This is a genomic window from Terrabacter sp. 01T434 (genome assembly GCF_056398545.1).
Window position 1 is genome coordinate 297,384 of record NZ_JBFTPP010000005.1, and the last position, 20,961, is coordinate 318,344.

Annotated in this window: 20 protein-coding genes; 9 read left to right on the forward strand and 11 right to left on the reverse strand. The window is 71.9% G+C overall.

Going from position 1 to position 20,961, the window contains the following annotated elements; all coding sequences use genetic code 11:
- Positions 1–19 precede the first annotated feature (19 nt).
- Positions 20–1,261 (reverse strand): MFS transporter, encoded by a 1,242-nt coding sequence (locus tag AC1DIW_RS12610; protein ID WP_478108545.1) that lies wholly within the window; start codon positions 1,259–1,261, stop codon positions 20–22.
- A gap of 103 nt (positions 1,262–1,364) precedes the next feature.
- On the opposite strand from AC1DIW_RS12610, the gene AC1DIW_RS12615 reads away from it, so the two are divergent.
- On the forward strand, positions 1,365–2,483 hold the full coding sequence (locus tag AC1DIW_RS12615; protein WP_478108547.1) for a hypothetical protein: 1,119 nt from the start codon (positions 1,365–1,367) through the stop codon (positions 2,481–2,483).
- A 154-nt stretch (positions 2,484–2,637) separates the two neighbouring features.
- Here AC1DIW_RS12615 and pdxH read toward each other — a convergent pair whose 3' ends face one another.
- Positions 2,638–3,354, reverse strand: coding sequence for a pyridoxamine 5'-phosphate oxidase (pdxH, locus tag AC1DIW_RS12620; RefSeq protein ID WP_478108548.1), 717 nt, complete (start codon positions 3,352–3,354; stop codon positions 2,638–2,640).
- Between the two features lie 108 nt (positions 3,355–3,462).
- Here pdxH and AC1DIW_RS12625 point away from each other — a divergent pair, with 108 nt between their 5' ends.
- A complete protein-coding gene (locus AC1DIW_RS12625) occupies positions 3,463–3,867 on the forward strand; it encodes a hypothetical protein (protein ID WP_478108550.1) in 405 nt (134 codons plus the stop codon).
- A 161-nt stretch (positions 3,868–4,028) separates the two neighbouring features.
- Here the strand turns inward: AC1DIW_RS12625 and AC1DIW_RS12630 are convergent, their stop codons facing one another.
- Positions 4,029–4,583: a pentapeptide repeat-containing protein gene (locus AC1DIW_RS12630; protein WP_442279748.1), complete on the reverse strand. Its 555-nt coding sequence runs from the start codon at positions 4,581–4,583 to the stop codon at positions 4,029–4,031.
- Positions 4,584–4,749: 166 nt separating this feature from the next.
- Here AC1DIW_RS12630 and AC1DIW_RS12635 point away from each other — a divergent pair, with 166 nt between their 5' ends.
- Positions 4,750–5,871, forward strand: a complete 1,122-nt coding sequence (locus AC1DIW_RS12635) for a citrate synthase 2 (RefSeq protein WP_478108552.1) — start codon at positions 4,750–4,752, stop codon at positions 5,869–5,871.
- Positions 5,872–5,883: 12 nt separating this feature from the next.
- Here the strand turns inward: AC1DIW_RS12635 and AC1DIW_RS12640 are convergent, their stop codons facing one another.
- Positions 5,884–6,366, reverse strand: coding sequence for a hypothetical protein (locus AC1DIW_RS12640; protein ID WP_478108553.1), 483 nt, complete (start codon positions 6,364–6,366; stop codon positions 5,884–5,886).
- A 63-nt stretch (positions 6,367–6,429) separates the two neighbouring features.
- Between AC1DIW_RS12640 and serC the strand changes: the two genes are divergently transcribed.
- Together serC and AC1DIW_RS12650 are read left to right on the forward strand one after the other, a co-directional pair.
- Entirely contained in the window at positions 6,430–7,554 is a 1,125-nt protein-coding gene (serC, locus tag AC1DIW_RS12645; protein ID WP_478108858.1) for a phosphoserine transaminase, read from the forward strand.
- A gap of 236 nt (positions 7,555–7,790) precedes the next feature.
- Positions 7,791–9,137, forward strand: a complete 1,347-nt coding sequence (locus AC1DIW_RS12650) for a lytic transglycosylase domain-containing protein (RefSeq protein ID WP_478108555.1) — start codon at positions 7,791–7,793, stop codon at positions 9,135–9,137.
- Between the two features lie 152 nt (positions 9,138–9,289).
- Here the strand turns inward: AC1DIW_RS12650 and AC1DIW_RS12655 are convergent, their stop codons facing one another.
- From AC1DIW_RS12655 to AC1DIW_RS12665, 3 genes are all read right to left on the reverse strand, one after another.
- Positions 9,290–10,576, reverse strand: a complete 1,287-nt coding sequence (locus tag AC1DIW_RS12655; RefSeq protein WP_442279752.1) for an MFS transporter — start codon at positions 10,574–10,576, stop codon at positions 9,290–9,292.
- Positions 10,573–11,022 (reverse strand): MarR family winged helix-turn-helix transcriptional regulator, encoded by a 450-nt coding sequence (locus AC1DIW_RS12660; protein ID WP_478108557.1) that lies wholly within the window; start codon positions 11,020–11,022, stop codon positions 10,573–10,575. Before AC1DIW_RS12660 ends, AC1DIW_RS12655 begins: the two co-directional genes overlap by 4 nt.
- Positions 11,023–11,224: 202 nt before the next feature.
- The gene (locus AC1DIW_RS12665) at positions 11,225–12,727 is read right to left on the reverse strand and encodes an NCS2 family permease (protein ID WP_478108558.1); all 1,503 of its coding nucleotides are present in this window, start codon (positions 12,725–12,727) and stop codon (positions 11,225–11,227) included.
- A gap of 58 nt (positions 12,728–12,785) precedes the next feature.
- Here AC1DIW_RS12665 and AC1DIW_RS12670 point away from each other — a divergent pair, with 58 nt between their 5' ends.
- A complete protein-coding gene (locus tag AC1DIW_RS12670; protein ID WP_442279755.1) occupies positions 12,786–13,058 on the forward strand; it encodes a DUF2530 domain-containing protein in 273 nt (90 codons plus the stop codon).
- Positions 13,059–13,124: 66 nt separating this feature from the next.
- Here AC1DIW_RS12670 and AC1DIW_RS12675 read toward each other — a convergent pair whose 3' ends face one another.
- From AC1DIW_RS12675 to AC1DIW_RS12685, 3 genes are all read right to left on the reverse strand, one after another.
- Positions 13,125–13,946, reverse strand: coding sequence for a DUF3027 domain-containing protein (locus AC1DIW_RS12675; protein WP_478108560.1), 822 nt, complete (start codon positions 13,944–13,946; stop codon positions 13,125–13,127).
- 4 nt (positions 13,947–13,950) lie between these two features.
- Complete coding sequence (locus AC1DIW_RS12680) at positions 13,951–14,346, reverse strand: cold-shock protein (protein ID WP_344253457.1); 396 nt, start codon at positions 14,344–14,346, stop codon at positions 13,951–13,953.
- A 150-nt stretch (positions 14,347–14,496) separates the two neighbouring features.
- A complete protein-coding gene (locus tag AC1DIW_RS12685; protein WP_478108561.1) occupies positions 14,497–15,438 on the reverse strand; it encodes an aldose 1-epimerase family protein in 942 nt (313 codons plus the stop codon).
- Positions 15,439–15,531: 93 nt separating this feature from the next.
- Here AC1DIW_RS12685 and AC1DIW_RS12690 point away from each other — a divergent pair, with 93 nt between their 5' ends.
- Both AC1DIW_RS12690 and AC1DIW_RS12695 read left to right on the forward strand, forming a co-directional pair.
- Positions 15,532–17,793, forward strand: coding sequence for a helicase-associated domain-containing protein (locus AC1DIW_RS12690; protein ID WP_478108563.1), 2,262 nt, complete (start codon positions 15,532–15,534; stop codon positions 17,791–17,793).
- 6 nt (positions 17,794–17,799) lie between these two features.
- Positions 17,800–18,174 carry a DNA polymerase ligase N-terminal domain-containing protein gene (locus AC1DIW_RS12695; protein ID WP_478108564.1) on the forward strand — a complete coding sequence of 125 codons (375 nt, stop codon included), beginning with the start codon at positions 17,800–17,802 and terminating at the stop codon, positions 18,172–18,174.
- Positions 18,175–18,255: 81 nt separating this feature from the next.
- Here the strand turns inward: AC1DIW_RS12695 and AC1DIW_RS12700 are convergent, their stop codons facing one another.
- Positions 18,256–19,188 (reverse strand): hydroxymethylglutaryl-CoA lyase, encoded by a 933-nt coding sequence (locus tag AC1DIW_RS12700; protein WP_478108566.1) that lies wholly within the window; start codon positions 19,186–19,188, stop codon positions 18,256–18,258.
- A 70-nt stretch (positions 19,189–19,258) separates the two neighbouring features.
- Here AC1DIW_RS12700 and AC1DIW_RS12705 point away from each other — a divergent pair, with 70 nt between their 5' ends.
- Positions 19,259–20,911 (forward strand): DNA repair helicase XPB, encoded by a 1,653-nt coding sequence (locus AC1DIW_RS12705; protein ID WP_478108568.1) that lies wholly within the window; start codon positions 19,259–19,261, stop codon positions 20,909–20,911.
- The last annotated feature ends 50 nt before the right edge of the window (positions 20,912–20,961 follow it).

Genomic DNA, 20,961 nt, shown 5'->3' on the forward strand with positions numbered 1-20,961 from the left:
TCTCAGAGTCGGGGAGCGCTCACGGACCGCTCGTCGCCGGGTCACGATCGCGAACCCGGGTCGGGTCGTGCCGTGGCACCCAGAGGCGCAGCCAGCCGGCCCCGACGACGGCACCCGCACCGAGCACCACGGCGGAGGCACCGAGGGACATGATGGCGCTCAGCCCTGACAACGCCAGCGGGCCCGCGGCCCTTCCCAGGTCGGCGCAGAGGCGCCAGCCGCCGAGGAACTGGGCTCGCCCGTCCGCGGGGGACGCGTCCGCCCCGAGGGTCATGATGAGGCCTGCCCCGAGACCGTTGCCGATGCCGAGCACCGTGGCGGCGGCCGTCACGGCCACGAGGCTCGTCGCCAGCGGCATCAGGGCCATCCCCAGACCGAGCACGAGCATGCTCGGCACGGCAGCGGCCACCCGACCGTGGCGGTCCATGAGCCACCCCGACGGATAGAAGAGCGCCATGTCGATGGCGCCGGCCACGCCGAAGACGAGTGACGTCTGCGCCGGGGAGAAACCGACCGACTCGGCCCACAGCGGGACGAGGGCCTCGCGGATGGCACGCGCGCCGGCCACGCACATGGCTCCGGTGCCCAGCGTCAGCAGGACGTGCCGGTGCTGCAGGAGCACGGACGCGACGCTGCGCGGGGGCCCGCCGCCGGTGAGTCGATGCGCCGACCCGGTGATGTCGGGCGCGAGGAGGACGAGGACGAAGGCGGCGATGCTCGCGACGCCGCCCACGGCATACGCGGACTCCGTGCCCCAGGCGGCGATGACGAGCGAGCCGATGAAGGGTCCGACGAAGTAGCCGATGCGGTGCACCCCGCCGAGGGTCGACAGCGCCCGCGCCCGCATCGCGACCGGCACGGCCTCGGTGAGGTAGGCCTGCCGGGCCAGCCCGAAGAGGGAGCCCGCCAGACCGATGACGAGGACGCCGACGAAGAGCATGACGAGGCCGCCCGCGAGCGCCGAGACGAGCATGCCGGCCGCCTCGATCACGGCGGCGACGAGCAGCGCGCGGCGCTCACCGATGCGCGCGGCGAGCGCGCCCGAGGGCAGGTCGCCGAGCAGCTGACCCACGCCCATCATCGCGACGAGGAGGGCGGCAACCCCGACCGAGGCGCCGAGCTCGCGGGCCGACACGGCGATGATCGGCGACACCGCCCCCGCCCCCGTCGACCCGAGGAGGGTGGGGCCGTATGCCGACAGCGCGATCGCGCGCAGGCTGCCGCCGCGCCCCTGGGCGCCGTCCCCGCGAATCTCGGTCACGCCACAGGACCCTAACGATTGGGTTTCTCCGGTGGCCCGCCCGACCGGCCGACGAAAACATGGGCGGGTGGCGGGCGGCGAGGTGGCGAGTGGAGCGAGCGCGGTGACGCGCTCGCTCTCGATCACGCTCGTCATGCTCGGGTCGGTCGCCGTGTCGCTAGCGGCCGCACTCGGGGCTCCCATGGTGACGGCCGTCATCGGGCTCATCCTCTTCGGGGTCCTGCACAACCTCCTCGAGGTCCGCTACGTCGTCGGACGCTTCGGGGGGCTCCTGAGCCGTCCCTTCCTCGACCTGCTGGTCGCACTGGTCACGGGCATCGTGGTCTGCCGCCTCCTCGTCGGCGTCGTCGGACGGCCGGCGGTGCTCGCGGAGATCGTTCTCGGCTACGCCGTCCTCCTCGCCGCCGCCCGCCACGTGCTGGTCGGCCGCCGTCTGGTGGCGGCGTGCGTGGTCATCGGTGTCGCAGCTGCTGCGTCGCTGACCTTCCCGGACCACCACGTCGTCGTGCTGGCCCACCTCCACCACGTCGTGCCGCTCTTCTTTCTCTGGGAGTGGTCCCGCCGGATCACCTCGCGCCGGGGACGCCGGGCGTTCCGGGCGGTGCAGGTGCTCTGGGTCGTCGCGATCCCGGCCCTCATCCTGACCGGGCTGCTCGACGGGTGGCTGACCGCAGACCCCGGCATGGTGCGCAGCGTCGTCGGCGACGGTGATTCCGTGCTGGCGGCCAGCGCACTGCCCGGCACCGCCTCGACCGTCCTGGGCCTGCGGCTGCTCACCGTCTCCGCCTTCTTGCAGACCATGAGCTACGTCGTCTGGGTGGCCCTCATGCCGCGCGTGGCTCCCGACGCGACGGCTGCCTTCGAGGCGCGCCTGCCGTGGGCGACGGGCCCGCGGGTCTGGGCCGCCGGCTTCGTCGCAGCCGCGGTCTTCGCGGTGCTCTTCGGCCTCTACTTCGCCCAGGGCTGGACGGTGTATGCCGCCCTCTCGAGCTACGCGGCATACCTCGAGCTGCCGGTACTGCTCGCGATGCTCGTCGGGGGCGCGAGCCTGTCCGCGCCCCATCCGGCCGAGGACGAGGGTGAGACAGCCTCGGAGTCGGGCGTGCTGCCCTTCTCGTCCGCCCCGCACCGCGGTCGCGCCGGATCCCGAGGTGGGCGCCTGTCGATCCGGCCTGCGAACAAAGGTCTTGCAGCCTCGTTCGGACCCGACGTACGGTCGTGACATCGAAACCGAAGGGAGGTGATCCGAGAAGTGATTTCTTCCGGAGCGTGTGAGGTGGCCACGCGATAGCCGCGTCCCCATCCACACCATGGATGAAGCAGGGCAGTCCGACTCGTCGGGCTGCCCTGTTCCGTGTCCGGGGTGTGGGCGGGACTCAGGGCTGGAGCCGGAGCCTCGTCCACGAGTCGGCGTCGGCGAGGTTGCCGTCACCCGTGCGGCGGAAGACGATGCGATCGTGGAGCCGGTTGCGCCGCCCGGCCCAGAACTCGACCTCGTCGCACACGATGCGCCACCCGCCCCAGAAGTCGGGCACCGGGACGTCGTGGTCGCCGCCGGTGTCGGGGAAGCGCTCGAGGACCTCCTGCCACCGGCGCTCCAGCTCGTGCCGGTCGGCGGCGGGACGCGACTGGTCCGAGGCCCAGGCGGAGAGCCTCGAGCCATAGGGCCGGGAGTCGAAGTACGCCTCGACCTCGTCGCGGCCGATGAGCTCGGCGGTGCCGCGGAAGCGGATCGCGCGGTAGAGGGCCGGCCAGGTGAGCGCTGCCGCGACCCGCGGGTTGGCTTGCAGGTGCTGGCTCTTGGCCGAGTCCAGGTTGGTGACGAAACCGGGCCCACGCGGGTCGAGGAAGCGCATCAGGACGGTACGCACGTCCGGTGTCCCGGTCGCGTCGACGGTGGCGACCGAGAGGGCCGCAGGCTCGGGCACGTCGTCGCGGTCCGCGGCCGCCGTGACGGCGGCATCGACCCAGGACCGGACCTGCAGGTAGGGCGAGGCCGCGACATCGGACTCGACGAGACCGTCGCCGGAGTAGTCGACACGACGTACGGCAGCGACGGCCCCGGGGGCGGAGTCGCGAGAAGAGCTGTCCATGACCCCAGACTAGGGTTGGCCCGAGAAGGTCCGCGCGGACGTCAGGCCACGGCGCGCGCGGTCCCGGCGACAGTCCCGGTCCGCCCGGGGCGCTGAGGAGTCATCACCATGGCAGGCAAGGGCAAGCTCGTCACCCAGGGCGTCAAGCTCGGCATCAAGTACGGCCCGCAGATCTGGGTGGCCACCCAGGCGCTGCGCGAGCCCGCCAAGGAGGCTGCCAACAAGGCGATCTCGAGCGAGCGCGCCCGTCGCCAGGCGATGGATCACGCGAGGTCGCTCGCCGACGGCAGCATCCTCAAGGTCTACAAGGGCGACGCCGCCCACTGGGTCGTCTTCAGCGGCGACGAGGCGGTCGGCGTGCACCCGGCGACCGACATGCCGGTCACCACCCTCGTCGAGCGCGCCGACCTGACGAAGCGGATCCGGCCGGACGACAAGGTCAGGGCGACCGCCAGGGCCAAGGACGCCGCCGCCGCGGCCCTGCGTCGGGCCAAGCCCAACCAGATCAACTGACGCGGGGGGCCTACGACACTGCTGCGCCCCAAGCAGCACTGACGTAGCCGCCGGACCGCACCGCCCGCCAGGTGACCATGCCCGCTCGCTACGTCACTGTTGCACCCCATGCAGCAGTGACGTGCAGGCCGGGGGCCCAGCGTGCTCCCGCCGCCCTGCGCTCAGTCGGCGACGGCGATGCCGAGCTCGGCGGCGAGGGCGTCGGCCAGGTCGATGACCTGCGCGCGGCTCATCGTCGCGCCTCGCAGCGCCGCCAGGCCCACCGGCGACCGCAGCGTGGCTCCGGACAGGTCGAGGGCGGCATACCTCCCTCGCCCGAAGGTCGGCGACACCAGCGTGCAGCCCTCGAAGGACAGCCCGTCGACCGTCGCCTCCTGGAGGTCGAGCTCCACGACGACACAGTCGACGAAGGCGACGTCCTTGAGCCGGGCGCCCCTCAGGTTGAGGAAGTCGACCTTGCCGCCCCGGACCGTCACGTCCCGCCACGTCGAGCCCCAGGCCGAGACGGCCGCAAGGCGACAGCCCTCCATCGTCGTCTCGACGAGGCTCGCCTCGACGAGGCTCAGGCCGACGCCGGCGACACGCTGCCACTCGGACTCGGACCAGCGCGACCCCTCGAGGTGCGCCTCGTCGAGCGTGCCCCCCAACAGCGAGCACTCGAGGAAGCTGTGGCCCTCGGCGTGCGCGCCGGTGAAGTCCGTGCCCTCGAATCGCACGGCGTCGTGATGTTGGTCTCGAGTGGTGAAAACGGCTTCACCAAAGAGCGTCTGGTCGGCGGCTGACGGCATACGGTGAGTCTGGCAGCCACGACCGACGCTCCCGGCATCGACGGCTGACGGCCCTCCACACCGCGGTGGTACCGCCTGCACAGCAAGGACCGACATGGCAGACAGCACGCCCGACCCCGACTTCAAGCCCGGCCTCGAGGGCGTCATCGCCTTCGAGTCGACGATTGCCGAGCCGGACAAGGAGGGCGGGGCGCTGCGCTACCGCGGCGTCGACATCAACGACCTCGTCGGCCACGTCGACTTCGCCCACGTCTGGGGCCTGCTCGTCGACAACGAGTTCGACCCCGGGCTCCCGCCCGCCGAGCCCTACCCCTTGCCCGTGCACACCGGGGACGTACGCGTCGACGTCCAGTCCGCGCTCGCCATGCTCGCGCCGGTCTGGGGCTTCAAGCCGACGCTCGACATCGACGCCGAGGAGGTGCGCGACAACCTGGCCCGCGCCGCCGTCATGGCCCTGTCGTTCGTCGGGCAGTCGGCGCGCGGTCTCGACAAGCCGATGGTCCCGCAGCGCGAGGTCGACAAGGCCCGCACCATCACCGAGCGCTTCATGATCCGCTGGCGCGGCGAGCCGGACCCCAAGCACGTCGAGGCGGTCGACGCCTACTGGGTCTCCGCCGCCGAGCACGGCATGAACGCCTCGACGTTCACGGCCCGCGTCATCACCTCCACCGGTGCCGACGTCGCCGCAGCCCTCTCGGGGGCCGTCGGCGCCATGTCCGGGCCTCTCCACGGCGGGGCGCCGTCGCGCGTGCTCCACATGCTCGACGGCGTCGAGCAGCAGGGCGACGCGGCGGCCTACGTCAAGGGGGTCCTCGACAAGGGCGACCGCCTGATGGGTTTCGGCCACCGCGTCTACCGCGCCGAGGACCCGCGCGCCCGAGTGCTCCGCTCGGCCTGCGAGCGGCTCGGCGCCCCGCGCTACGAGGCCGCTGCCGCCCTCGAGAAGGCCGCGCTCGAGGAGCTGCACGCGCGCCGGCCCGACCGCGTGCTCGCGACCAACGTCGAGTTCTGGGCCGCCGTGATCCTCGACTTCGCCGAGGTGCCGCCCGCGATGTTCACCCCGATGTTCACCTGCGCCCGCACCGCCGGGTGGTCGGCGCACATCCTCGAGCAGAAGCAGACGGGCCGCCTCATCCGGCCGTCGTCCCGCTACATCGGCGAGGGTCCGCGCAAGCCCGAGGACGTCGCCGGCTGGACGCCGGACATCTCGCACTGAGTGGCGGATGCGTCAGTCCGGCGATCCACCGTCACGCCGGTGATACGCGAACGCCACCGTCGCCACCACAAGGAGGGCGGCTCCGAACACCCAGTCCACCAGGCCGTCCGGAGCCAGGACCGGGCGCGCGAGACGGGGCACCGGGGGCCAGAGGCCGGACCTCCCTGTCGCCTCCGACATCGGCTCGGCGGCGAGAGCCGTCGCCACACCGAGAACCAGTCCGGCGCTGGCCGCCATCAGTGCGGCGAGCGAGCGCGTCGCGTTACGTAGGAACATGATCGGCCCTTCCTGAGGCCGGACCGCCGGCGAGCGATCCGGCCCTTCCAGCATCCCGCCGGTCGGGTGGGGAGACAACGATTTTGCGCGTAGTGCTCGGCCGCATCGAAGGGACAGCCGCACGCCGCGGGGTGTCCACGCAACGATCACCAGTGTCCAAGGGGTGGGCACCTGGGGTTCAATGGCCGCGGTGACAACGGTGTCATCCGCCATCAACACGTCCGCCACCTGCTCGTCACGTGGCCGCACTCCCAAGGTGAATCCGTGACCGAAGCGCCAGCCGTGACCCCGCCCATCACCATCCCGGCCGAGCTGCTGCCCGCCGACGGACGGTTCGGGTCCGGCCCCTCCAAGGTGCGTCCTGAGCAGCTGGACTACCTCAGCTCCCTCGGCCGCACGGTGCTCGGCACCTCGCACCGCCAGGCGCCGGTCAAGGACCTCGTCGGCGAGGTCCGATCGGGCCTGCGGGACCTCTTCTCCCTGCCCGAGGGCTACGAGATCATCCTCGGCAACGGCGGCTCGACCGCGTTCTGGGACATCGCCGCCTTCGGCCTCGTGCGCGAACGCTCGCAGCACCTCGCCTTCGGTGAGTTCTCCAGCAAGTTCGGCAACGTGACCGCGGCGGCGCCGTTCCTCGGTACCCCGACCATCGTCAAGGCCGACCCGGGCACCCTCGCGACGCCGCACGCCGAGCCCGGCATCGACACCTACGCATGGCCGCACAACGAGACCTCGACCGGCGTCATGGCCCCGGCCAAGCGGGTCGAGGGCGCCGACGACGACGCGCTCGTGCTCATCGACGCCACGTCCGGCGCGGGCGGCCTGCCCGTCGACATCACCGAGACCGACGTCTACTACTTCGCCCCGCAGAAGTGCTTCGCCTCCGACGGCGGCCTGTGGCTCGCGGCCTTCTCCCCCGCAGCCCTGGCCCGCGTCGAGCAGATCGCCGCCACCGGCCGTTGGGTCCCTGACTTCTTCAGCCTGCCGACCGCGATCGACAACTCGCTGAAGAACCAGACCTACAACACCCCGTCGCTCAGCACCCTTGCCCTGCTCAACGCCCAGCTGCGCTGGATGCTCGGCAACGGCGGCCTCGACTGGGCCACCGCCCGCACCAAGGACTCCTCGAGCCGACTCTACGACTGGGCTGAGCGGACGAGCTGGACGACCCCCTACGTCGCCGACCCCGCCGCCCGCTCGCAGGTCGTCGGCACCGTCGACCTCGACGATTCGATCGACGCGGCAGCGGTCGCCAGCACGCTGCGCGCCAACGGCATCGTCGACGTCGAGCCCTACCGCAAGCTCGGCCGCAACCAGCTGCGCGTCGCGATGTTCCCGGCCGTCGACCCCGAGGACGTCACGAAGCTGACGCAGGCGGTCGACCACGTGGTCTCCGCGCTCAGCTGACCGCGCCGTCCAGATCGGCCGTCCAGATCGAAAGAGCGATTCGTCCGCGATCGCGTGAAGGTGACCTTCGCGCGGAGGCGGACGAATCGCTCTTTCGATTGCGGGGGCGCGGGCGGATCGCTCTTTCGATTGGGGAGTTTCGATGGGGGTGGTCCGGGGGCGTGACCTTCGGGTAGGTCGCTCGTTGACCTGAGCAGACCGCCAACGGGGGCGGCGAAGTGCATCGAGGAGTTCCCATGGTCCGCATCGTCCGCGCAGGCACCACCGCGCGCCGGGTCGCTGCCGCCGTTCCGGTCATCGCCCTGGTCACGGCCGGCATCACGTTCGCCGCCACCCGCGGCACCGATCCCGTCCAGCCGACCTCGGCCATCACCGTGCCCGACCAGGCCATCACGGGTGGAAGCCCGCTCTACCCGCAGGCGGGTCCCGCCCCCGCGCCGATGCAGCTGCCCCCGATCTATCAGACCTTCACCTCCGACTACGCGCGCGTCGACGTGCCGCCCGAGGCGCGAGGTGCGATCTCGGCCATCGCCTCGCTCGCCCCCGTGCGTCTGGATGCGAACGGCATACCTGCAGTGGCCCTCGCCGCCTACCAGCGCGCTGCCGGCGTCCTCGACGGCATCAAGCCGGGCTGCGGTGTCGACTGGGCGCTGCTCGGCGCCATCGGGCGGGTCGAGAGCAACCACGCGCGCTTCGGCGGCAACGTCCTCGACGCGAGCGGCATCGCGCGTCCCGGGATAATCGGGATCCCGCTCGACGGCTCGCAGGGCACCGCCAGGATCACCGACACCGACGGCGGCGCCCTGGACCGGGACCCCGTCTACGACCGCGCCGTCGGGCCGATGCAGTTCATCCCGTCCTCGTGGAAGCTGGCCGGACGCGACGGTGACGGTGACGGTGTCGCCAACCCGCAGAGCCTCACCGACGCCGTGACGGGTGCCGGCGTCCTGCTGTGCTCGGGCGGCACGGACCTGCGCCAGCCCGGCGCCGCCTACAAGGCCGTGATGCGCTACAACCAGTCCGACGCCTACGTCCGGACGGTCCTGTCCATCGCCGACGCGTACCGCCGCGGCGTGACCGTGGTCCCGATGAGCGCGCTTCCCGCTGCACGCCCGGCCGCCGGCAGTGGCTCGGCCACCCCGGACGGCTCGGGCTTCGCGTATGCCGGTTCGCCGGCCCCCCGTACGACGGCTTCGTCGAGCGCACACCCCACCCCGAGCTCCTCGGCGAAGCCGTCACCCGGACCGTCCAGCCCGCAGCCCTCGGCCTCTCCGAAGCCGTCCGCACAGCCCAAGCCGGCGCCCCAGCCGGCGCCGAGCAAGCCGTCCCCCGGACTGCCGGTGCCCCTGCCGTCCGTGCCCGGTGTCCCGCTGCCTCCGGTTCCGCCGCTGCCTCCGGTTCCGTCGCTGCCCGTGCCGACGCTGACCGCCGAGATCGTCCGCCTGCTCGCCCTGCCCCACCTGCCGCTGCTGCCCGGCGACCCCAAGGACCTCGTGCGCGTCCTCGACCCGCTCAAGGCCAAGGTCGTCTGCGTCCTCGTGGACAAGGTCGTCACCTGCCCGACCAGCGGTCTGCTCGGCTGAGCTGCCGCTCCGGGCCGGGTGCTGCAGACCGGCGCTCGTGGAGAGCTGGCCGCGCTCGTCAACCGCTCAGCGGTGGACGAGCGCGGCGATCACGGCGATCGCGATGAAGAGCAGGAGCGCCGCCACCGTGATCCGGTGGCGGAACTTGAAGTTCACTTCGTGACCTCGGGGGCTGTGGGCACCTCTGAGGCGAGCTGGATGCGGAGCCTGGGGCGACGGTGCGTCTGGATGGTCACCGCGACATTCTGCCGACGCGAGACCCAGAGGGCCACCGCGACCAGGCTGAGGCCGACCGCGACCGTGCCGATGGCAATGGTCCAACGGGGACCCCACACGTCTCCGATCCACCCGATCACCGGGGCACCGATGGGCGTGCCGCCCATGAAGATGGCCATGTAGAGCGCCATGACCCGGCCCCGCATGACGGGGTCGACGCTGACCTGGACCATGGCGTTGGCGGTGGTCAGGGCGGTCAGGGCGGCGAGGCCGGTCGGCACGAGGAAGACGGCGAACATGACGTAGTTCGGCGCGGTCGAGAGGAACGCGGTCGACACCGTGAAGCCGGCCAGGGCGACCAGCAGGACCCGCATCCGGGGCCGTGCCCGGCGCGCCGAGAGCAGGGCGGCCGTCAGCGAACCGATGGCCATGATCGAGCCGAGCAGGCCGTACTCCCCCGGGCCCTTGTCGAAGACCTTGGTGGCCATCAGCGCCATGGTGAGCTGGAAGTTCATGCCGAACGTCCCGAGCACGAAGACGAGAGCCATGATGAGCACGAGGTCCGGTCGGCCCTTGACGTAGCGCAGTCCCTCCCGGATCTGCCCCTTGCCCCGAGCGCGGGGCGACGGGGTCAGCAGGCTCGTGTTCATCCGCAGCAGCGCGACGAGCACGAAGACGAACGTCCCGGCGTTGATGTAGAGCGCGGGGGCGATGCCGAACCAGGCGATGACGAGGCCGGCCACGGCCGGTCCGACGAGTCGGCCGAGGTTGAACGAGGCGCTGTTGAGGGCGACGGCGTTGGGCAGGTGCTCGGTGTCGACCATCTCCGACACGAACGTCTGCCGGGCCGGGTTGTCCACGGCCGTCGCGACGCCCTGGACGAAGGCGAGCGCGTAGACGTGCCAGAGCTCGACGACGCCCGTCGCGGTCAGGACCGCGAGGAGCAGGGCCGTCGCGAGCAGGGCCGTCTGCGTGAGGAAGAGGATGCGTCGCTTGGGGAAACGGTCGACGAGCATGCCCGCGAACGGCGCGAGGATGAGGAACGGCAGGAACTGCAGGCCCGTCACGATGCCGAGTGCGGTCGACGAGTGGTCGGTGAGGACCGTGAGCACGAGCCAGTCCTGGGCGACGCGGCCCATCCACGTGCCGACGTTGGAGACGATCGCGCCCGAGGCGTAGATGCGGTAGTTGGGGATCGAGAGCGAGTGGAAGGTGGGGCTCATTCGCTGGCCACCTTGGCCAGGACGGCGGCGGCGCGCTGGAGCAGCTCCCGCTCGCCGTCGGTCAGCTGCTCGAAGCGCGCGAGCATCCACTCGTCGCGGTGCTTGCGGATGCGCTTGAGCGCCCGGCGACCCTCCGTCGTCAGCGACAGGATGACCTGTCGTCCGTCGGTGGGGTCGTCCGCGCGGGAGACGTAGCCGCGCTCGACGAGCATGTTCGTCGTGCGCTTCATGCTCGGCGCCGACACGCGCTCGATGTCGGCCAGCTCGCTGTTGGTGCGAGCCGTGGCCTCGAGCCGGCAGAGCACCGAGAACTGGTGCGGCGGCAGCTCGCGGTCGGACTCGAAACGGACCCGCCGCGAGATGCGCATGCAGGCCAGTCGGATGTCGTTGGAGAGAGAGACGAGCTCAGCTCTGGAGAGCTGGGCGATGGGGTTCTTGGCAGTCAAGGGCGGATCCTCGGAAGTACAGTCTGGAGATACTTAGCCTAACTCATTACCTCGGCTAACCATTCCCAACTCTGGACAACCCGGGCGCGCCACGATGCACCGGGGGATGCCGTGAAGGCCCCCTCCCGAGCGGGAGGGGGCCTTCACGGCATACGGGCTCGGGCGACGTGGCGCACCCGATCACCCTGTGCAGCAGAGGAGCTCAGGTCAGCATCGACTCGAGCGGCGCCTTGATGAAGTACACGACGAAGAAGGCCGCGACGATCCACAGCAGCGGGTGGATCTCGCGGGTCCTGCCGCGGGCGATCTTGATGAGCACCCAGGCGATGAAGCCCGCGCCGATGCCGACGGTGATGTTGTAGGTGAACGGCATGAGGACGATCGTGAGGAACGCCGGCAGCGCGACCTCCATGTCGTCCCACTCGATGTTCTTGACCTGCGTCATCATCAGGAACCCGACGATGACGAGCGCCGGGGCCGCGGCCTCGGACGGGACCACCGCGAAGAGGGGCGCGAGGAACGTCGCGAGCAGGAAGAGCACGCCGGTGACGACCGACGCGAGACCCGTGCGAGCACCCTCCTCGACGCCGGACGCCGACTCGATGAAGGACGTGTTGCTGCTGATGCCACCGGCCCCACCGGCGATGGCCGCGACCGAGTCGACGACGAGGATGCGGTCGGTGCGGGGCGGGTTGCCGTCCTCGTCGAGGAGCTTGGCCTCGGTGCCGATCGCGACGACGGTGCCCATCGTGTCGAAGAAGTCGGCGAGCAACAGCGAGAAGACGAACATGATCGAGGTGACGATGCCGATCTTCTCGAACGAGCCGAGCAGGCTGAACTGGCCGAGGATGCCGAGATCGGGGGTGTTGGTGATGGTGTCGGGCAGCTTCGGGACCGTCAGGGCCCACGCCGACGGGTTGGTCAGGGCGCCCGACTTGTCGAAGACTCGCGGCCCGATGTGGAAGATCGCCTCGAGGACCATCGCGAGCGCCGTCGCCGCGACGATGCCGATGAGGATGGCGCCCTTGACCTTGCGGATGAGCAGCACCGCGATGAGGAAGACGCCGACGACGAAGACGAGCGTCGGCCAGCCGTCGAGGCTACCGCCGATGCCGAGCTCGCTCGGGACCGAGCCCGGCGTCGTGGGCCGGCGCGCGAAGCCGGCGTCGATGACGCCGATGTAGGCGATGAACAGGCCGATGCCGACGGAGATCGCGACCTTGAGCGGTCCGGGGATCGCCTTGAAGACCGCCTTGCGGAACCCCGTCAGCACGAGCACGAGGATGATGACGCCCTCGATGACGACGAGACCCATGAGGTCGGCGAAGGTGATCTTCTCTGCCGAGTGGGTCAGCACCATCCCGGTGATGAGGCCGTTGATCCCGAGGCCCGCCGCGAGCGCGATCGGGAAGTTCGCCACGAGACCCATGAGGATCGACATGACGCCCGCGACGACGGCCGTCCCGACTGCGACGAGCAGCTTGCTGCGCACCAGGTCGTTGGTTCCGCCGATCATCGAGCCCGAGCCGTCGACGACGCCCGAGAGGATGATCGGGTTGAGCACGACGATGTAGACCATCGTGAAGAAGGTGACGACGCCGCCGCGGACCTCACGCGCGACGGTCGACCCGCGCTCGGTGATCTTGAAGAAGTCGTCGAGCCCGGTCCGTGTAGGAGTGGGGGTGATGCGCGTATCCGTCGACATGGCGCACACCTTAGTGGTGGCGCGTTTCGCGCCTGTCACGAGACCATAGGCTGGGAGCGTGACCGATGAGACCACCCCCGACGTGCCGCCGGCCACCGCCGACCCGACGAGCCCCGGGCAGATCGAGCCGTTGCACGTGCCGATGCTGCGGATCATCGAGGTCGGGCTCGCCGTCTGGGTCGTCGCCCTCGTCGTCACGCTCGTCGTCCCCGCCCTGCACCAGGGCGACCGCGACTGGTGGCCATGGACGTGCGTGGCCGGGTTCGTGCTGGGCTGCCTCGGCTGGGTCTACGTGCGCCGTGGGCGCGGCAACGCCCGCGACGCCGCCTGAGCTGCCCCCGAACGACACGAACCACCAGGGTATGCCGGGTGGTTCGTCCGAGGTCGAGGTCCCTCGTCAGTCGGTGACGGGGTCGTCCGAGCCGTGCTGCTCCTCGGTCGGCCGCTGGCCCTCGCCCTCGGACGCTCGCTCGGTGGGCTCGAGGTCGACGGCGAACTCGTCGACGATCGGCTCACCGACCGACGTCGGCTCCGGGTGGTCCATGTCGGTCTCGGAGTGCGCACCGCAGCCGTGGTCGAGCGAGACGACGCGGCCGTCGGACGGGCTCCACTCGTTGGCGCACACGCCGAACGTCACCCGCAGGGCGCCCGCCATCGGCAGGAAGTAGCCACAGGTCGTGCAGTGCGCGGTCGCCTTGGCTGCCACCTCGGACTCGGGACCGTGGTCGCCGGAGTACCACCGGGTCGCGGCGGACTCGCGACCCTCCGCCGACAGCACGCGCGGCCGGCCGAGGCCGAGCTCGAAGAAGGCCATCTGGTCGACGTCCTCGTCGCCGGTGGCCTCGAAGCCGGCCTCGAGGTTGGGGTCGTCGGGCCGGAAGGGCAGCACGTCGCCGGCGCCGAGGTCGCCGGGGGCGAGCCGGTCGGCATACGGCAGCCACTCGGGGGCCAGGACGGCGTCGGCGCCGGGGAGCAGGTTGGTCTCGCAGACCGTGGCCACCTTGGCGCGCTGCACCCGGGCGACGCTGACGCCCCAGCGCCACCCGCGGTAGCCCGGCGACGTGCACTCGAACCAGTGCATGCCGAGGCGCTCCTCGAGCAGGTCCATGCCGAGGTGGGCGCCGATGGTTCCGGGCTCGGCGACCTCCTCGAGGACGCTGCGGGCGAGGTCGGACGCGGCCAGCAGCACGGCGTCCGTCTTGGGGGCGGTGACGGTCATCAGCTCACTTCTCCAGCTCGTCCGCGAGGCCGCGCAGGGCGCGCGCGACGTTCGAGGCGAGCTTGCGGTCGGGGCGGCGTCCGGCGCGGTAGCCCTCGCCGACGCCGTCGAGCAGCTGCACGACGTCCTCGAGGATGACCACGAGCTCCTCGGGCGTCTTGCGCTCCCGGGCGGACATGTTGGCGGCGACCGACTGGACCGGGTCGAGGAGCTTGACCGACAGCGCCTGGGCGCCCTTGCGTCCCTCGACGATGCCGAACTCGACACGCACGCCCTTCTTCAGGGTCGTGACGCCCTCGGGGAGCGCGTTCGCGTGCAGGAAGACGTCCGCGCCGGAGTCCTCGGAGATGAATCCGAAGCCCTTGTCCGCGTCGTAGAACCTGACCTTGCCAGTCGGCACAGTCCACCTCGTTCAGATCTGGGTCGGCCGTGCGACGGCGCGACTCGATGGCGCTCCTTGCGCTCTGTTCCCACCCTAACGGCTCACCGCAACGGGATTGCCCGGTCCGGCGGGGCCCGGCACCACCCGCACCGCGAGTCGCCGGGCGCCTCAGGCGGGGCTGATGCCCCAGGTGCCCGTCCACTCCTCGCCCGGCTCGAGGACGACGAGCCCGTCACCCGAGTTGAAGGCGTCGGCGGGACAGCTCATGGGCTCGACGGCGATGCCGACCTCGCCCTTGCGGTCCTCGGCGATGGCCGTGAAGACCTGCAGCCACGGGAAGGCTGCGTCGGCCCACAGGGTCGTCGCGCGATCGGCGGCCGCCACGGTGCAGCGCCACAGGCCGTCCGCGTCGCGCACGACGTCGGTGTAGGCGGTGTCGAGACGGGCGCTGTCGACGCGGTGCGCCACCCGGAAGTCGAACGGCCCGCCGTCGACCGGATGCGTCGCCGCGGGGAGCAGTCGCTCGTCGACCTCGACCCAGGTCGCGGCCGGGATGCGCAGCTCGACGTCGACCAGCTGCGTGTCACCGATGGCGAGATAGGGATGCGCGCCGTAGCCGAAGGGGGCGGCGGCCGGCCCGACGTTGCGCGCGGCCGTCGTGACGACGAGACCCGAGTCGTCGAGCAGGTAGGAGGTGCGCAGGTCGAGGAAGTGGTCCCAGCCGGGCTGCGGGTGCAGGCGGTAGCCGACCGTGACGCGGTCGTCCTCGAGCTCGACGAGCTCCCACAGTGCCCAGCGCACGAGGCCGTGGCTGGCGTTGCCGCGCGGGACCTCGGTCACCGACAGCTGGTGCTCGGTGCCGCCGAAGGTGTAGCGGCCGTCGCGGATCCGGTTGGGCCAGGGCATCAGCTGCTGCCCACGACCGGAGGCGCACGTCTCGTCGGCGGCATACCCCGCGACGAGGTCGACGCCGTCACAAGTCAGGGTGCGCAGGCCGCCGCCGACCTCGACGACGGTCGCCTCGAACGGACCGTGGCCGATGGTCCACTGCTCGCCGGTCGGGTGTGCCGGTGCGGGCTCGGCGCCCGGGGCCGGTGAGAGCGCGCTCATGGGGGCAACGCTAGCGGGCGATCCGGCACCGCGAGCGGAGGCCCACGGCATACGGGCGCCGGGTGGCGGGTGCCAGGGCAGTAGGTTGGGCGGATGGCCACCCCGAGCCGGAGCCTCGCCGACGACATCCGCGGTCGCAGCGACGCAGAGCTCATCGACCTCGTACTCGCGCGCCCGGATCTCGCGCGCCCGGCGCCGGCCGACCTGACGAGCCTCGCGGCCCGCGCGGGGACGCGGGCCAGCGTGCAGCGGGCCGTCGAGGCCCTCGACCGCGGCCACCTCCAGGTGCTCGAGGCCATCGTGGTCGCCGGCGACGCCGCCGACCGCAGCGTGCTGCTGCACCTGCTCGGCACCGACGACGCCACGACCGTCGACACCATCGTGCAGGACCTCTGGCGCGCCGCCCTCCTCTGGCGCGGCGCCGACGGCGACCACGTCGTTCGCACCGTTCCCGAGGTGCTCGGCACGACCGTGGCTGGCCTGGGCGCACCGATGCACGAGCTGCGACCGTCGGCGCCGCCCGAGCACGCCGACCCGGACCGCATCCGGGCGACCATCGCCGAGGCCCCCGACGACTCGCGCGCCATGCTCGAACGGATGACGTGGGGGCCGGCCTTCGGCGTCCTGCCGACCGCGCAGCCCGGGCGCACGACCGCGCGCTGGCTGCTCGAGCACCACCTCCTCGTGCCGGTGTCGACCGACCGGGTGGCGATGCCCCGCGAGGTCGGTCTGGTGCTGCGCGACGGGCGCCTGCACCGGTCCGTCGAGCTGACCCCTCCCGCGATCGAGGCTCGTTCGGTCACCCTCGTCGACGGCGCCGCCGGCGGCGCCGCGAGCGAGTGCCTGACGCACGTCGACGAGCTCGCCGCCGCCTGGGGAGCCGACCCCCCACGCGTGCTCCGCGCCGGTGGCCTGTCGGTCCGTGACCTCCGGGTCACCCAGCTGGCGCTCGACCTCGACCCCGAGCACACCGCCTTCGTCGTCGAGCTGGCGTATGCCGCGGGCCTCGTCGCCGACGACGGTGAGGTCGTGCCGGTGTGGGCTCCCACGTCGGAGATCGACGAGTGGAGCTCGAGCGAGGCCGGGCACCGGTGGGCGACGCTGGCCCTCGCGTGGCTCGGCTCGACCCGAGCACCCCACCTCGTCGGCCGCCGGAGCACCGGCACCGGGCCCGCCAACGCCCTCGGCCCGGACGTCCAGTGGCCCGCGATCCGGGCGATCCGGCGCGAGGTGCTGCGCGAGCTCGCCTCGCTCGAGCAGGGCAGCGCGCCCGACCGTGGCTCGCTCCGCGGGCGCCTCGCCTGGCGCCGGCCCAACCGGTCCGCCGCCGTGCTCGACGAGGCCGTCGAGGCGGTCCTCCGCGAGGCGGACTGGCTCGGCGTGACCGGTCGCGGCGCCCTGTCCGAGGCCGGCCGCGCCCTGCTCGCCTCCCCCGACTCGCTCGACGACGTGGCGGCCTGCATGGCGGCGCACCTGCCCTCCCCCGTCGACCACATCCTCGTCCAGGCAGACCTCACCGCCGTCGCGCCCGGGCCGCTCGTCGGCGGTCTCGGCTCGTTCATGCGCCTCGCCGCCGACGTCGAGTCCCGGGGCGGGGCCACCGTCTACCGGTTCACGCCCGAGTCGGTGCGCCGGGCGCTCGACGCCGGGTGGACCGCCGCGGACTTCACCGAGACGGTGCGCCGGTCGAGTCGCACCCCGGTGCCCCAGCCGCTCGAGTACCTCGTGTCCGACGTCGCCCGCAAGCACGGCCAGACCCGCATCGGCGGCGCCGCTGCCTACATCCGCTCCGACGACGAGGCGGTGCTCGACACGATGCTCGCGTCGCGCGACCTGGCTCCCCTCCGCCTGCGGCGGCTCGCTCCCACGGTGCTCGTGTCCTCTGCCGACCCGCGTGTGCTCGTCGACCTGCTGCGCGACAACGGGTTCGCGCCGGTGCACGAGGGTCAGGACGGCACCGTCGTCCACGCCGAGACGCCGCGCCGTCGCGCCGGGTCACGGCGTCGCGGCCCCAGCCCGATGGTCTCTCCCGTCGACCGGCCCTACACCCAGTCGCTCGTCGACGGGCTGCGCGCAGCCGAGGCGACGGCCGACCAGCGTCGCGTCGAGGACGAGAGCCGCCCCGGCCCGCGCATCCAGGCGATGGACCCCGTCGTGACGCTGTCGCTGCTGCGCGACGCGGTCGCCGACCGGCACGGCGTGTGGATCGGCTACTCCGACGGCCACGGCGCGACGAGCCGCCACCTGATCCACCCACAGCGGGTCGAGGGCGGACGGGTCCGGGCCACCGACGAGTCGGGGCACGAGAAGTCCTTCTCGGTGCACCGCATCACCGGCGCGACGCTCGAGGCCTGACCGGCCATGGGAGGCAAGGGATCCCGCGAAGGCCACCGGCCGGCATACGTGCTCCACGACCACCGCAAGCCGCGTCCGCACTTCGACCTGCGGCTCGAGGAGGACGGCGTGCTCCGCTCGTGGGCGGTGCCCAAGGGACTGCCGACGTCGAGCCGGCACGACCGGCTGGCGGTCGCGGTCGACGACCACGCCATGGACCACCTCGCCTACACCGACGAGCACAAGTCGGTCGCCGACACCGGCTGGTGGGAGGAGGAGTCCCGCGACGACCACCGGATCGTCTTCGTGCTCCACGGGCGGGGCGGGCCGCGGCGCTACGCGCTGATCCGCACCGACCGCGACTGGCTGCTCCACCTCACCAAGGACCAGCCACCCGCCTGATGTGGGCCACTCGGCCGGACCGACACGGGGAAACGCCCTCCTGAAGCCGGGGCTCGCCGTCGTTCCGGCCGGTCGGACCGTTCAAGCGCCGGCGAGGGCTCGGACGACGTTGCTCGGCGAGGGCCGGCCGAGCTGCCCCGCCATCCATACCGACGTCTCGACGAGCGCGTCGAGGTCCACCCCGGTCTCGACGCCGGCGCCGTGCAGCGCCCAGACGAGGTCCTCGGTGGCGAGGTTGCCCGTGGCGGACTTGGCGTAGGGGCAGCCGCCGAGGCCACCGGCCGACGCGTCGACGACCGAGACGCCGTCGCGCAGGGCGGCCATCGTGTTGGCGAGGGCCTGGCCGTAGGTGTCGTGGAAGTGCACGGCGACCCGGTCGGTGCCGATCCCCCGCGCATGCAGCGCCTCGAGCAGCCGGTGCACGTGGCCGGTCGTGCCGACCCCGATCGTGTCGCCGAGGCTCAGCTCGTGGCAGCCGAGGTCCATGAGCCGCTCCGCGGTATCGACCACCTGGGCGACCGGCACCGGGCCCTCCCAGGGGTCGCCGAAGCACATCGAGACGTAGGCCCGCACCCACATGCCGTCTGCGAGGGCGCGCTTCACGACCGGCTCGAACATGGCGTACTGCTCGGTGACGGAGCGGTTGAGGTTCTTCTGCGCGAAGGTCTCGGTGGCCGAGCCGAAGATCGCGATCGCCCTGAGCCCGAGCTCCTCGGCGCGGTCGAGGCCCCGCTCGTTGGGCACGAGGGCAGGTCGCCGCCGGCCGACCCCGTCGGCGCCGAGGGCAGCGAGCACCTCCTCGGCGTCACCCATCTGCGGGACCCACCTCGCCGGCACGAAGGACGTCGTCTCGATGGTGCCGAGACCCGCGGCCTCGAGCCGGCGGATGAACTCGACCTTCGTCGCGGCCGGCACGACGGTCTTCTCGTTCTGCAGCCCGTCGCGTGGGCCGACCTCGTAGATCGTCACCTTCGGGGGCAGCCCCGTCGCCGCCTCGACCTGTGGGGATCGCATGCACCCATACTGTCAGGCGTGACTTCGCGCCTCGGGAACACCCGCACGCCACGAACGGTTGGACGAGTCGATGAATGACGGACCCCTGATCGTCCAGAGCGACAAGACCCTCCTCCTCGAGGTCGACCACCCGACCGCCGAGGCCGCGAGGCGTGCCATCGCGCCGTTCGCCGAGCTCGAGCGCGCGCCCGAGCACGTGCACACCTACCGCATCACCCCGCTCGGCCTGTGGAACGCCCGCGCCGCCGGGCACGACGCCGAGCAGGTCGTCGACGCCCTCATGACGCACAGCAGGTATGCCGTCCCGAACGCCCTCCTCGTCGACGTGGCCGACACGATGGCCCGCTACGGCCGCCTGACCCTCGAGAAGGAGGGGCTCGCCGACTCCGAGGAAGGCACCCGGCTCGTGCTGCGCACGACGGACCGCCCGGTGCTCGAGGAGGTGCTGCGGCACAAGAAGATCAAGCCTCTGACCGGCGAGCGTCTCGACGACCTGGCCGTCGTCGTGCACCCGAGCGAGCGCGGCACCCTCAAGCAGGAGCTGCTCAAGATCGGCTGGCCCGCCGAGGACCTGGCCGGCTACGTCGACGGCGAGGCGCACCCGATCGACCTCCAGCAGGACGGCTGGCACCTGCGCCCCTACCAGCAGCACGCCGTCGACGGCTTCTGGCACGGCGGTTCCGGCGTCGTCGTGCTCCCCTGCGGCGCGGGCAAGACGCTCGTCGGCGCGGGCGCCATGGCGGCCGCCAAGGCGACGACGCTCATCCTCGTGACCAACACCGTCAGCGCCCGGCAGTGGAAGGACGAGCTGCTCAAGCGCACCACCCTGACGGAGGACGAGATCGGCGAGTACTCCGGCGCCCGCAAGGAGATTCGTCCCGTCACGATCGCGACCTACCAGGTGCTGACCACGAAGCGGAAGGGCGCCTACGCGCACCTCGACCTGCTCGACGCCCGCGACTGGGGCCTCGTCGTCTACGACGAGGTGCACCTGCTGCCGGCCCCGATCTTCCGCATGACGGCCGACCTGCAGGCGCGCCGCCGGCTCGGCCTGACGGCGACGCTCGTGCGCGAGGACGGCCGGGAGGCCGACGTCTTCAGCCTCATCGGCCCGAAGCGGTTCGACGCGCCGTGGAAGGACATCGAAGCCCAGGGCTACATCGCTCCCGCCGACTGCGTGGAGGTGCGGGTCAGCCTCCCCGACGGCCAGCGGATGGCGTATGCCGTGAGCGAGCCCGAGGAGCGCTACCGCCTCGCGTCGTGCTCCGACGCCAAGCTGCCCGTCGTCGAGAAGCTCGCGAAGCAGCACGCCGGTGAGCCGACGCTCGTCATCGGGCAGTACCTCGACCAGCTCCACGAGGTGGCCGAGCGGCTCGGCGCCGAGGTCATCACCGGTGAGACGACGGTCAAGGAGCGCCAGCGCCTCTACGACGCCTTCCGCACCGGTGAGATCACGACCCTCGTCGTCAGCAAGGTCGCGAACTTCTCCATCGACCTGCCCGAGGCGAGCGTCGCGATCCAGATCAGCGGCACCTTCGGCTCACGCCAGGAGGAGGCACAGCGCCTCGGCCGCGTCCTGCGACCCAAGGGAGACGGGCGCACCGCGCACTTCTACACCATCGTGTCCCGCGACACCGTGGACGCGGACTTCGCCGCGCACCGTCAGCGCTTCCTCGCAGAGCAGGGCTACGCCTACCGGATCGTCGACGCCGACGACCTCTGAGCTGAGGGCCGAAGGATCCGACCAACTCCCAGCGAACTCCCAGCAGACGT

Bases quoted from the DNA above. Each gene is read 5' to 3' on its own strand.
- pdxH (WP_478108548.1), bottom strand. From the start codon at position 3,354: ATGGACAGCTCTTCTCGCGACTCCGCCCCCGGGGCCGTCGCTGCCGTA.
- AC1DIW_RS12625 (WP_478108550.1), top strand. From the start codon at position 3,463: ATGGCAGGCAAGGGCAAGCTCGTCACCCAGGGCGTCAAGCTCGGCATC.
- AC1DIW_RS12635 (WP_478108552.1), top strand. From the start codon at position 4,750: ATGGCAGACAGCACGCCCGACCCCGACTTCAAGCCCGGCCTCGAGGGC.
- AC1DIW_RS12650 (WP_478108555.1), top strand. From the start codon at position 7,791: ATGGTCCGCATCGTCCGCGCAGGCACCACCGCGCGCCGGGTCGCTGCC.
- AC1DIW_RS12655 (WP_442279752.1), bottom strand. From the start codon at position 10,576: ATGAGCCCCACCTTCCACTCGCTCTCGATCCCCAACTACCGCATCTAC.
- AC1DIW_RS12665 (WP_478108558.1), bottom strand. From the start codon at position 12,727: ATGTCGACGGATACGCGCATCACCCCCACTCCTACACGGACCGGGCTC.
- AC1DIW_RS12675 (WP_478108560.1), bottom strand. From the start codon at position 13,946: ATGACCGTCACCGCCCCCAAGACGGACGCCGTGCTGCTGGCCGCGTCC.
- AC1DIW_RS12685 (WP_478108561.1), bottom strand. From the start codon at position 15,438: ATGAGCGCGCTCTCACCGGCCCCGGGCGCCGAGCCCGCACCGGCACAC.
- AC1DIW_RS12690 (WP_478108563.1), top strand. From the start codon at position 15,532: ATGGCCACCCCGAGCCGGAGCCTCGCCGACGACATCCGCGGTCGCAGC.
- AC1DIW_RS12695 (WP_478108564.1), top strand. From the start codon at position 17,800: ATGGGAGGCAAGGGATCCCGCGAAGGCCACCGGCCGGCATACGTGCTC.
- AC1DIW_RS12700 (WP_478108566.1), bottom strand. From the start codon at position 19,188: ATGCGATCCCCACAGGTCGAGGCGGCGACGGGGCTGCCCCCGAAGGTG.
- AC1DIW_RS12705 (WP_478108568.1), top strand. From the start codon at position 19,259: ATGAATGACGGACCCCTGATCGTCCAGAGCGACAAGACCCTCCTCCTC.